General features: G+C 69.9%; 9 protein-coding genes and 2 pseudogenes. 5 read left to right on the top strand and 6 right to left on the bottom strand.

The genetic code is table 11. The annotated features are described in order from the left end of the window. Positions 1 to 27 precede the first annotated feature (27 nt). A pseudogene (locus RH94_RS46315) lies at positions 28 to 387 on the bottom strand (TetR/AcrR family transcriptional regulator); the annotation flags it as partial. A 376-nt stretch (positions 388 to 763) separates the two neighbouring features. Between RH94_RS46315 and RH94_RS10960 the strand changes: the two are divergent. From RH94_RS10960 to RH94_RS10940, 3 genes are all read left to right on the top strand, one after another. Next, a complete protein-coding gene (locus tag RH94_RS10960) occupies positions 764 to 1345 on the top strand; it encodes a hypothetical protein (RefSeq protein ID WP_073947422.1) in 582 nt (193 codons plus the stop codon). Positions 1346 to 2408: 1063 nt separating this feature from the next. Then, entirely contained in the window at positions 2409 to 3611 is a 1203-nt protein-coding gene (locus RH94_RS10945) for a serine hydrolase domain-containing protein (RefSeq protein ID WP_079188983.1), read from the top strand. Further along, positions 3608 to 5149 carry an alpha/beta hydrolase gene (locus RH94_RS10940; RefSeq protein ID WP_073947421.1) on the top strand — a complete coding sequence of 514 codons (1542 nt, stop codon included), beginning with the start codon at positions 3608 to 3610 and terminating at the stop codon, positions 5147 to 5149. Before RH94_RS10945 ends, RH94_RS10940 begins: the two co-directional genes overlap by 4 nt. Before the next feature lie 81 nt (positions 5150 to 5230). Here RH94_RS10940 and RH94_RS10935 read toward each other — a convergent pair whose 3' ends face one another. Together RH94_RS10935 and RH94_RS46610 are read right to left on the bottom strand one after the other, a co-directional pair. Continuing rightward, positions 5231 to 5509, bottom strand: coding sequence for a hypothetical protein (locus RH94_RS10935; protein WP_073947420.1), 279 nt, complete (start codon positions 5507 to 5509; stop codon positions 5231 to 5233). Positions 5510 to 5523: 14 nt separating this feature from the next. Further along, positions 5524 to 5664 (bottom strand): transposase, encoded by a 141-nt coding sequence (locus RH94_RS46610; RefSeq protein ID WP_407697296.1) that lies wholly within the window; start codon positions 5662 to 5664, stop codon positions 5524 to 5526. Between the two features lie 80 nt (positions 5665 to 5744). On the opposite strand from RH94_RS46610, the gene RH94_RS10925 reads away from it, so the two are divergent. Further along, positions 5745 to 6647 (top strand): aminoglycoside phosphotransferase family protein, encoded by a 903-nt coding sequence (locus tag RH94_RS10925; protein ID WP_073947419.1) that lies wholly within the window; start codon positions 5745 to 5747, stop codon positions 6645 to 6647. A gap of 118 nt (positions 6648 to 6765) precedes the next feature. On the opposite strand, the pseudogene RH94_RS41290 reads toward RH94_RS10925, so the two are convergent. From RH94_RS41290 to RH94_RS10910, 3 genes and pseudogenes are all read right to left on the bottom strand, one after another. Further along, a pseudogene (locus RH94_RS41290) lies at positions 6766 to 7037 on the bottom strand (transposase); the annotation flags it as partial. A 406-nt stretch (positions 7038 to 7443) separates the two neighbouring features. Further along, positions 7444 to 8703, bottom strand: coding sequence for a hypothetical protein (locus tag RH94_RS10915; protein WP_073947418.1), 1260 nt, complete (start codon positions 8701 to 8703; stop codon positions 7444 to 7446). A gap of 1 nt (position 8704) precedes the next feature. Next, on the bottom strand, positions 8705 to 9547 hold the full coding sequence (locus RH94_RS10910) for an alpha/beta fold hydrolase (RefSeq protein WP_073947417.1): 843 nt from the start codon (positions 9545 to 9547) through the stop codon (positions 8705 to 8707). Between the two features lie 217 nt (positions 9548 to 9764). Here RH94_RS10910 and RH94_RS10905 point away from each other — a divergent pair, with 217 nt between their 5' ends. Next, positions 9765 to 11612 (top strand): AMP-binding protein, encoded by a 1848-nt coding sequence (locus RH94_RS10905; RefSeq protein ID WP_234425684.1) that lies wholly within the window; start codon positions 9765 to 9767, stop codon positions 11610 to 11612. The last annotated feature ends 12 nt before the right edge of the window (positions 11613 to 11624 follow it).

The raw sequence follows: 11624 nt of genomic DNA, 5'->3' as shown, positions 1-11624 counted from the left end.
GTCACCCGCCGGCACAGTGAAGGAGGTTCAGTGACCTTCCTCTGGTGCGTGGACCATGCTGCCGAGCGGAGCAAGGCAGCGGCGCACCAGGACGAGCGTGCGCTCCGTGAGCGTATCGAGCGGAGCACCGCCGTCGACGGCGGCAAGGGCCGTGTGCAGCATCCCGGCGATCAGATCCGCCGTGAGCGCGGGCTCGGGGGCACCGAGCTGTCGGACCGCTGCGCGGAACGGTTCGACCTGTTCCAGATGGAGTTCCATCAGCCGTTCCTGGCAGGCCGGAGGGAGACCCGCGCCCATGAGGGCGGCGGCGGGTCGATGTGCGCCTTCGGCGCCGAGGCGGAGGCTTTCCCTGAAGAATGCCTCGACGCGTTCCACCGGGCCGTTCGCCCGACAGCCACTCATAGGACTCAGTCTCCGGTACCACTTTCGTGGTGACGACCGGCTTACGTGCAGCCCTTGCTCAGTCCGGGGCGGTCCACCAAGCTGCCCCGCCGTGCGAAGGTACGCGGAAGCTGTGGGCCTGGTGAGTGGCCGCACGCGGCCGCCCCGCATGCCGGCGGAACTGGGCTGCCGGCCGCCCTGGGTGAGCCCTCACCCGGAAGGGCGACCCCAGCTCACTCGTGGTGGTCCCCTGTGTGCGACGGGGTGTTGACGCGGAGGTAGCTCGATCAGGTGGGAAACCTGCCGGGTTGCCGAAAATCGCCTGGTCACCTGCTTTCCTCTTGACCAGTTCTGCCGTCCATAGAGGAATGAGGACCCATCGATGAAGCGTCTCGCTGTCTGCGTCGCTGTGACGGTCTCGGCCATCGCTCTTGCTGCCGGGCCGGCCGCGACAGCGGAGCCCTCCCCGGGGAAGCACGGAGAAGCAGCCCGGCACCACACACCCGCGAAGCCGGCGAGTGAGTCGGCCCGGCTGGCCCGTTCCATCCTGAACGCGAAGGGCATCACCTACGCCAAGGCGCACGTGGGCGGTACCGACAAGGCGTCCCTCCCGCAGCAGAATCTGGTCGACGTCTCCAACGGGCGCCTGGCCAAGACCAGCCCGTGGGGCCACAAGAAGGGTGCGCGGGTCGCGCTCGACACGCGGATGCTCAACGGTGTCCTGAAGCTCAACACCCAGCACCACTACAAGTTCGAGATCTCCGAGCTCGTCGGCGGAGAGCACAGCCGTACCTCCAAGCACTACGCGGGCCGCGCGGTCGACGTGACCTGGATCAACGGCCGTCACGTGGGCGAGAAGGCCGATCACCGCGGGCTCATGAACGCCTGCCGCAAGCTCGGCGCCACGCTGGTCCTCGGCCCCGGCGACAAGGGCCACGGCACCCACGTTCACTGCCAGTGGTAGCCCGCCTCCAGCACACCAGGTGATTTGGCCCTGTTCTCGTACAACTACGGCCAAATCGAACGGGGGGGGCTTTACCAGGGTCCGGGGGCGCGTTGCGAATGCCGCGCGCCCGGGTCGTGCCGCTGGCGGCCCCGCCGTCGTCGTACGCCGCGGCGGTCGAGCGGTACCGCACCGGCGCGGGTATCGCGAAGTCCTCCGCCCTCATCTACCGGATCTCGCTCACCACCTGGGGGTGGATGCTGCGCGGCGAGACGGCGCCGACCGGACCGGCCCGCCGCGGCGCCACGCCCACCCCCTTCGGCCTGACCGCCATCGACGACCCTGCCCTGCCGCCGGTGCTCGCCGAGCCCGCTGCAGCGCGGGCGGACGAGAGGGACGCCGACACCGTCAACCGCGAACTGTCCATCGCACGCAAGGCGATCGGCTGGTGGCATGCCCAGGGCGGGATCGAGGCCGACCCCACGACCGGTATCGAGCGCCGCCCGGGCCGAGGAGATTCTGTGCCTGAGCGTCGAGGGGCTGTTCCCCGCCGACGTGCGCGGCCGGGTCGTCTCCAAGGGCGGCGCCATCGAATGGATTCACTGGCAGTCCGGCACCACCCAGCTCCTGTCCCGGCTCATCGCCGGCCGCGCTCACGGCCCGCTGTTCCTCACCGACCGCAAAGCTCCTGCCCGCACCCCAGCCCTGGACACCTGCCCGGCGACCGGCCGCGCGAGGCTGTCCTGTCGTCGCGCGGAGGGGATCTTCGAGGAGAGCACCCGGCTGCCGGCCAACCCCCTCGCCTTCCCCGACGACGTCGGCAACCTGGAAGGGTGGACGCTCCACCGGCTCCACCACGGTGCGTTGACACACGACGCGGAAGACGGCAGCTCGACGCCGATGCCGCTGGCCCGCTCCCGCCACGCTTTCGTCGGCGATCCCCCGTCAGGATCCCTGCACAGACGCACAGACGCACGGGCCGAGGGTGGGGAAGGCCATAGGCGGTCACCGGGGGTTGGCGCCCCCGCAAGACACCTGCCAGCCGGAGTGAGTGCTCGCCCGGGCCTGCCTACCGTGGCTGACCATGCTTTCCTTATCCCCGACCGTCCGGCGGGCAGGCGTCGCGGCCGTGGTCGCCGGCCTGGTGCTGTCCGCCGCTCCGGCGGCGTTCTCACAATCCCGTCCACCGACAGCCGTCCGCTGCGGTGACCACCGGCAACTGCAACAGGCCGTGAGGACCTTGGTCGCGCGCGACGGCATCGCCGGAGCCGCTGTCCTGGTCACCGATCCCGCGCACACCGATGGGCCGTCGTGCACCCGCTGGACGCAGGCCGCCGGAACGGCCGACCTGCGCACCGGACGCCCGATGAACGCGGCCGACCGCCTCCGCGCCGGCAGCGTCACCAAGACGTTCACCGCGACCGTCGTGCTCCAACTCGTCGCCGAGCAACGGCTGTCGCTCGATGCCCCGGTGGACCGCTACCTGCCCGGCCTGATCCGGTCCCACGGCCATGACGGCCGCCGGATCACGGTGCGGCAGCTTCTGCAGCACACCAGCGGGCTGCCCGACTATTTCGCCGCACCCGAATGGGAGCACCCGGAACGGATGCGGCGACGCCATTTCGAGCCGCGCGAACTCGTCGCCCGCGCCCTGGAACTCCCGCGTCCGCAGTCCTCCTGGCACTACGCCACCACGAACTACCTGATCACGGGCTTGATCATCCGTGAGGTCACCGGCAACGCCCCCGAGGCGGAGATCACCCGCCGCATCCTGCGCCCGCTCGGGCTGCGCGACACGTACTGGCCGGGCGACGACCTCCGCCTCCACGGGAAGCACTCCCGCAGCTACTTCACCGACGAGGGCGGCCGCCGCGTCGACGGCACCGCCTGGAACATGACCTTCGGCGGCGTCGGAGGCGCACTCGTCTCCACACCGGCCGACCTCGCGCGCTTCACCGGTGCCCTGTTCTCCGGCCGCCTGCTGCCCCCGGCCCAACTGGCCGCGATGCGGCAGACCGTGGCCGCCGACCCCGACCGGCTCTGGCCAGGGGCGCGCTACGGTCTCGGCCTGATCTCGACCCCGCTGCGCTGCGGCGGCGTGTGGTGGGGACACGCGGGGACCGTACCGGGCGGCCACCGCGCCTTCACCGCCGTCGGCCCGGGCGGGCGCAGCGTGTCCGTCGCGCTCAACCAGGTGCCCTCCACGCTCCAGGCCGAACAGGACTTCCTCGACGTCGTGCAGACCGCGTTCTGCGAGGACCGCCCTTCCGGAAGGACACACTCATGAGCCGCCGTACCGCGCTCTGCGCGGCCCTCGCCCTGGCCGTCCCCCTGCTGCTGTCCGCACCCGCCGCCACCGCGGCCACGGGCGCCGCCGACCCCCTGGCCCGCTTCCACCACCAGCGCCTCGCCTGGAAGAGCTGTGTCCAGGGACCGAACGACGACACCGGCAAGGAACTTCAGAAGGCCGGCGCCGAGTGCGCCGACGTCACCGTCCCGCTGAACTACGACGACCCCGGCGGGCGGACCATCACCGTCGCGATCTCCAGGATCCGGGCCACCGACACCCCTCACCGCGTCGGCCCGCTGCTGCTCAACGGCGGCGGCCCCGGCGGCCAGACCCTCGGCGACGCGCCGTGGATACGCCAGACGATGAAGGACGTCGGCGCACGGTACGACGTCGTGGGGGTGGACCCGCGCTTCGTGGGCCGCAGCACCCCGCTGGACTGCCACTGGCCGACGGGCACCTCGATCCAGGGCGCGGGTGCCGACCGCGCCGGGTTCGACCGCATGACGGCGTTCGCCCGTGACCTCGCGCAGCGCTGCCGGAAGTTCGAGGGGCCGGTGCTGCCGTACGTCACCACGCGCAACACCGCCCGCGACATGGACATCATCCGTTCCGCGCTGGGCGAGCGCAGGATCTCCTACCTCGGCTACTCCTACGGCAGTTACCTCGGCGAGGTGTACGCCACACTGTTCCCCGGCCGTGTCGACCGCATGGTCCTCGACGGGGTGATCGACCCCGGCCGGTACTCACCCCGCCTGCTGCGAGGTGCCGAGGCGGCCAACCGGCACGCGCTGGCCAACTGGGCGTCGTGGACCGCCGCCCGGAACACCACGTACGGTCTGGGCCGCACCCGCGACACCGTACTGGCGGCGGTGAACCGCATCCAGGCCGCCGCGACGCGCGCGCCACTGAAGGTGGGCTCCTACCGGCTGGACGATCACACCGTCCCGGCGATCGTCTTCAGCGGTCTCTCCCAGGACAACGACGATGCCCACGGCGCTCTGGCGCGGGCCGTGCGGGACATGAGCCTCGCCGCCCAAGGGCAGCGCGTCGTGCCCGATCCGGACTTCACCGACACGCTGAAGTTCGTGCTCACCGGCTCCGAGTCCGCCTACGGCAGCGTGCAGTCGGCGATCCTGTGCGGCGACGTGGCCGCGCCGCGCGACCCGGAGGTGTACTGGCGCGACATCCAGCGCTCCCGGGCACAGGACCCGCTCTTCGCCCCCGTCGCGCGGAACATCGGCCCCTGCGCCTTCTGGGCCCCGCCGCGCGAGGCCCGGACGACCATCAGGGGCGACTTCCCGGCACTGCTCGTCAACGCCACCGGGGACCCGCGCACCATCTACCCGGGCGCCGTCGCACAGCACCGGAACTGGCCCAGCTCCCGTCTGGTCACCCTGCGGGGCACGGACCAGCATGCGGTGTACGGCGTGTTCGGCAGTGCCTGCGTCGATGCGAGCGTCAACACGTACTTCGCGACCGGCCGCCTGCCGGCCGAGGACGTGACCTGTGACGCCCAGGTTGACTCTGACGCGTAAACAACCGCAGGTGGGTGCTCTCTCGGGCAGGGGCGTCGGCCCGGTCGGAGTCGTCTCCGCCGGGGCTTCGGCCACGCTCGTTCATCCAGCGGCGTCCATCGGGTCGAGACCGACGCGGTGGCCGAGTTCGTTCAGCCGGGACACGGCTCGGCGTGCGGCCCGCTCGGGATCCCGTTGGGTGAAGTAGCTGTCGCCGAGTTCCTGGTGGGGCACGTTGTCGTCGAGCATGTGCCGGATGGCGGTGGTGATCGAGTGCTCGACGGCGACCAGCGCCTTGATCGGGCCGCGGCGAGCGGTCAGCCGCTCGTAGCGTGCCCGCAGAAAGGAGCCCTTGGTCCGTGCCGCTCCGAACGCGGCCATCCCCAGCGCTCCTTTCAGGTAGGGGTTGCCGGGCCGGCCCCGGGTACTGCGGACCCGGGGCCGGCCGATTCGTGGTGCCCCGGACACAGCCCGGCCCAGGAGGCCAGGTGCTTGGCCGAGCGGAACCGGGCCATGTCACCCCCGGTCTCGGCCACGATCACTTCCGTCACCGCCCGGTTCACTCCCCGGATCGTGTCCAGCAGGTCCAGCGCCGACTCCAGTACGGTGGCTTCGTATGACCGACTCCGAGATCGAGATCACCGCAGACCTGGTCCATGACCTGCTGCAGGAGCAGCATCCGGACCTTGCGGGGCTGGCCATCCGCGAGGTAGCGGGCGGTTGGGACAACCAGCAGTGGCGCCTTGGGGACGAGTTGGCCGTGCGCATGCCGCGTACAGGACGTGCCCCGGATCTTCAGCGCAAGGAGTGCCGGTGGCTGCCCTTCCTGGTCCCGCGACTGCCGCTCCCGGTCCCGAACCCCGTGCGGATCGGTGAACCGTCCGCGCGTTTCCCGAAGCCCTGGACCGTCATGACGTGGGTTCCCGGCGAGCCGCTGGACTACTCCTCGATCAGCCGCGGCGACCACGCGGCCGACACACTGGCTTGCTTCCTCAAGGCACTCCACGTGGAGGCGCCCGCCGACGCGCCGATCAGTGAGGACCGCGGCGACCATCCCAAGAAGTGCACGGACGGCTTCGACCATTTCTTCCGCGCCGTCGTCCCCGACGACCTCACCGACGAGGTCCGGGCCGTCTGGGACGACGCCGTCGCGGCACCCGAGTGGGAGGGTCCGCCGCTCTGGGTGCACGGCGACCTGCATCCGGCGAACGTCGTCGTCTCGGACGGGACGCTCTCGGGCGTGATCGACTTCGGTGACATGTTCGCCGGCGATCCCGCGTGGGACCTCGCGGCCGCATGGGTCATCCTTCCCGCGGGCACCGCCTCACGCTTCTTCGACGTATACGCGCAGGCAGACCAGGGCACGATCCGGCGCGCCCGCGGGCTGGCCGCCCTGAAGAGCCTGTTCCTCATGCTGATGGGCCAGAACGGAGACCGGGGCCTTCCTGGTGGCAAGCCGGCATGGGGACCCGCAGGCCGGGCAGCGCTCGATCGTGTTCTGCAAGGCGGTTTGTTGTAGGCACACAGCGACGGTTCTCATCCGATACTCGCTGCCGGAACTGCCGCGACGTCGCTCTCGCGTCGCTGGCGATGCCCTCCCCGTGGAGACGGACAGACGAACCGCCCAAGACGTGGTCTCATGGGGTGAGTCTGCGGTAGCAGATGATGGCGGTGAAGGCGAGGAAGTGTTCGGCCTTGCGTTCGCGCGGCGGTGCAGGCGGCGGCAGCCGGCGAGCCGGGACATGGTGCGCTCGATGGTCCAGCGGTGCCGCCCGAGCCGTTGCGAGGTCTCGACGCCCTTGCGGGCGATGCGGTGCCGGATGCCCCGCTGGGACAGTCATTTCCGCAGGTGCGCGTAGTCGTAGCCCTTGTCGGCGTGGAGCTTGCCGGGCCTGCGCCGACTGCAACCCTTGCCGTCACCGGGCAAACCCGGTTTCCGGCAAACGAAGGCCACGGACCGGCCGGTCCCTGCCGCCTCGCCCACCGCTCTCTCGGCACCGACCCGCGTCGCACCCGTTCCAGCGTCGGCGCGCTCGGCCACCGCACGGCCAAGAAGGGAACGCTGCCGCGCATCAACCCGCCGTCGACTCCCACAACGCCGTCTCCGTCCGTCACGGCCTGCTCGTACCGCACGCCGAACAGACCGCCTCCGCCACCTCGGCCCGGCGCACCCCGGGCCAACGCCTGAGACGCACCCGGCTCCACGCCTGTCCGCCCAGCCCTGACCCGCCAGGCACTCTTCCCACGCGACGCCACAGCGTCGGGCGCCGGCGGTCAGTTCTGCCCGCATACCTGAAGTACGAGGTCGCCGCGCGCTACGCAGCGCGCGATGTGCCCAGGATTTCGGTCATCACCGAGTGGACCGGCTCACCGTCGAGAAGCTTCCCGAGTTCCTCGACACCCTGCTGTCGTTGCGGTGGGGTGAGTGAGACGTAGTGCTCGATGCGTTCGTTGAACGTGCGCCGGTACTTCGCGTAGAGCCCCGCGTCTTCCCGGATACGGCCGGCCAGCTCGACGAGGGCCGCGGTGCCGGTGAAGTCGTCCTCCGGCAACGGGTGACACGGCACCACGTCCGTGAAGCGGCCACCGCTGCGACCGAACAGCGTGCCGTCCAGTGCGCGCATGGTGAAGACATGGGCGTAGTGCTGCTCGTGGATCGCCAGAGGCAGCCGCCCGAGGGCGATCGATTCGTGGAGTGCCGTGAGTCCGGGGGCCAGCAGGTAGTCCGCAGTAATCGCCGCGACCTGGAGCAGTTCACGCTGACGCAGGAAACGGCAGTCGGCCTGCCTGCCCACGGCCGAGAAGGTCCGCTCCCGGCCCTCGCCGAACGGGCCGCCGCACACCAGGACACGACGGAACTGGGGCCAGTCCCGCAGCAGGTCCGGAATCCACCGGTGCAGCAGGCGCAAGTAGTCGTTGTTGACCTCGAAGTCCAGGAGGAAGTTCTTGAACCCACCGACATTGATCAGCAGGTCGTACTCCGGTTCGGCGGTGCGCACGACGTCCCGCAGTCCGTCGACGTCGATGATCGAGCCGGTCCGGTGCACCTCGGAGCCGGTGCCCGGACCGGCCAATTCGGCTGCGCGCTCGGTGACGCCGGGGAAGTTCTGCACGACGCTGTGTGTGGCGAGCAAGTGAGCGGCGACAACCCGCTCGTGCGGCGAAAGGCCCGCCAGATGACGGTCGGCGGCCGCGTAGCTGGAGCGTGGCATGGTCGCGCAGAGCTCGCGGATCCTGTCCAGTGATCGTGCAAGCTGCCAGAAGCTGAACAGGCTGTCCACCATGGTCACGGGCCGCCGCGCCACGACGGCCCGGAACACCAGCTCGGCGTCCATGACGGAGACCACGTGATCGCTGCCCCGCAGCAGATCGTCGGTCACCTCCACCCCGGCCTTCTCCGGCATTCCGCTGGTGTCGTACACGTCGTCGAAGGCGTCGGGATTGCGCCGGGCGAAGACAGCGGTGACGCCGTCGCCGACGAACACCCGCTCGTGCTCGGGAAGTTGCCGGGAAACCGCGACGAGCTCGGAGGCCGGACCGAAGCCACAGTTCTGCGCACCCATCACGATCCGCACGTCACGTCCCTCCGCCAGTGGTCCCCTGCGGACAGTCCACCGCGCCGGGTGCGGTGGCGAGGACCTCGACGAGCCGCTCGGCGAAGTCGGCGGGGTACCTCGCGTATCCGACATGCCCGCCCGGGAACAGTTCCAACTCGCGGCCGAACCGCTCGGCGAGGACGAGCACGGGGCGGTGCACGAGATCCCCGCGTGAGGCGTGGCCACCGGCCCACACCACCTTGTGCGCCACTTCGCCGAGTGCGGTGAGGTCGGGCACGAACCGCGTGAACGGGCGGACGAAGCGGGTCAGGAAGAAGTCGGTGTTGTCGTGTACCTCGGGGAGGGCCGGTGCGGGCCGGCCGCCGTGCAGGGCCTGCAGCTTGACCAGGGCTGGTGCCATGCCCTCACGGAGGTACGTCTGACAGACGTCATCGAGGAGTGCCAAGTGCCGTCCGGCGTCGGGAAGGATACTCAGAACGGGGGGTTCGTGGGCGACGGTCAGCCGGATCCTGCCTGGATGGCGGATCGTGAGTTCCAGCGCGATGAGTCCGCCCGAGCAGCTTCCGAAGACGTACACGGGCTCGTCGGCGCCGACGAGGTGCTGGATCAGCCGGTACGCGTCGTCGGCGTGCTCCTCGACCCTCTGGTCCACCGGGGGGCCGTCAAGCACGCTGCGTGAGTTGCCCCGCGGATCATAGGTGACGACTCGGTGGTCCGAGGCCAGGATGGCAGCCAGGCGCTTGTAGACAGCCGCATCGGAGTTCCCCCCTCCGATGAGCAGCAGGAGAGGTCCCTCACCTCGTACTTCGAAATAGATCTTCGCGCCCGCTACCGCGAGCGTCCCGCTGTTCGATGGGTCCATCACGCTCCAATAGCACACCCGGTGGGACAGCACAGAGTGTCATGAAGGACACGGAAAGTGCAGGGCGTGCAAGAGCCGGCACCACCCACTTCCTGCGCCTCCGCGGTCGCACGCGCTTCCCACTGCACCCGCGCGCCGGTCTTGCGGCGGAAAGCACTGGGAATACCGACCACGCACGTACCGCGAGGGAAACGGCTCCTGAAGCAGGGAGGCCTGGTTGACGGGCATCGAAGAAGTACGAAAGATCCTCCGTGACCTGGGAATCGAGGAAGAGCTGCTGCACGACGACGCACGGCTGCGTACAGATCTTGCGCTCGACTCCGTCGACCTCACGCAGTTGCAGGTCGAGCTGGCGGATCGGTTCGCCACACGCGTCGATCTCTGGACCGAGCACGACTACACCCTGAGGCAACTCGCCGATACCGTCGGCGAACGCCTTCCTGGCGCAGGTGTTTCCGGGGAGTACCGTGACCGCGGCTGGTGGCGTCCGGAGTTCCTGGACGATCTCGTGCTGAGCACGCGCGTGCATGCAGGTCACCGTGCGGCCCTCGTCGGCGGCGACCGCGCTTTCACCAGGGCCGAACTCGAAGCGGCGGTGTCCGGCTGCGCCGCACGGTTGGCGCACACCGGCGTCCGGCCCGGCGAGAACGTACTCGTGCAACTACCGAACCAGGTCCAGATCGTCGTTCTGGTCCTCGCGCTGATCAGGCTCGGTGCGTGCCCGGTTCTGGCTCTTCCCGCCCTGCGCGAACACGAACTCCGACCGGTACTCACCGCGTTGGCGCCGACAGCACTGGCCGTACCGGCCCGGCATCAGCGCTTCGAGCACCTGAGGCTCGCCGAGAAGCTCCGCGAGCGGCATCCGTCCGTACGGACCCTGCTCGTCTCGGGCATCACCGGCCCGGCCGGTGGCCGTGTGAGCATCGACGATCTCGTCCAGGCCGCGGATCCGGCTCCCGCGGATCCGGCTCCCGCGCATGCGGTCCGGTGCCCCTCGGACACCGCCCTCTTCCTGCTGTCGAGCGGAACCACGGGCGCGCCCAAACCCATTGCCCGCACCCACGAGGCGCTCGGACACGTGATCCGTACCTCGGCGGCGGTGTCGGGGCTGACACCTGAATCGGTGTTTCTCGCCGTCCTGCCCGTGACACACGGTTTCGCTTTCTCCAGTCCAGGAATTCTCGGCACGCTCGCCTGCGGCGGGAAGGTGGTGCTCGCCGCACCGGACGATGTGGCCGTGGCCATGGCGTTGATCGAGCGCGAACGCGTCACACACTGCGCGCTCACTCCCGCGCTCGCCCGGCAGTGGCTCATGGCCAGAGCCACTCCCAGCGGTCGTGACCTGTCGAGTCTGCAGGTGCTGCAGATCGGCGGGGCGCGCCTGGACGAATCCACGGCCGTCCAACTGGCCGGCGCTTTCGACTGCCGGATCCAGCAGGTGTACGGCATGAGCGAGGGCCTGCTGAACTTCACCCGGCTCGACGACTCACCTGACGTGGCTTTCACCACCCAAGGGCGGCCCTCTTCCCCGGGTGACGAAACCCTCGTGGTGGACCACGAGGGCCGACGCGTCACCGACGGTGAGATCGGTGAACTTCTGGTCAGGGGGCCGGGAGTCATCACGGCGTATCACGGTGACGTGGCAGTCGCGTCGTTCACCGCCGACGGCTTCTACCGCACCGGCGACCTCGTCCGCCGCCACCCGTCCGGGAACTTCGTGGTCGCCGGGCGGCTGAAGGACGTGATCAATCGCGGAGGGGAGAAGATCCCGGCAGACGAACTGGAAGCGCTGGTACTGGCGCATCCCGGTGTGCGGGCCGCCGCGGCTGTCGCGATGCCGCATCGGGTGCTGGGCGAAGTCGTCTGCCTGTATGTGGTGGGCGGTGACGAGGGAGCGCCGCCTCTGCGGGAGATCCGCAAGTACTTGGAGGACAGCGGGCTGGCCCGGTTCAAGCTGCCGGAACGCCTTGTCGAGGTTCCAGCACTGCCCTTGACCGCGGTCGGCAAGACGGACAAGGCACGGCTGCGTGAGGACATCAGCGCTCGGCTGGAGGCCGAGGGCTGACACACCCGGCCT

The sequence above is a fragment of the Streptomyces kebangsaanensis genome, from assembly GCF_001906585.1.
GTDB classification, from domain to species: Bacteria; Actinomycetota; Actinomycetes; order Streptomycetales; family Streptomycetaceae; genus Streptomyces; species Streptomyces kebangsaanensis.
This window is presented reverse-complemented; position numbering and strand designations above follow the sequence as displayed.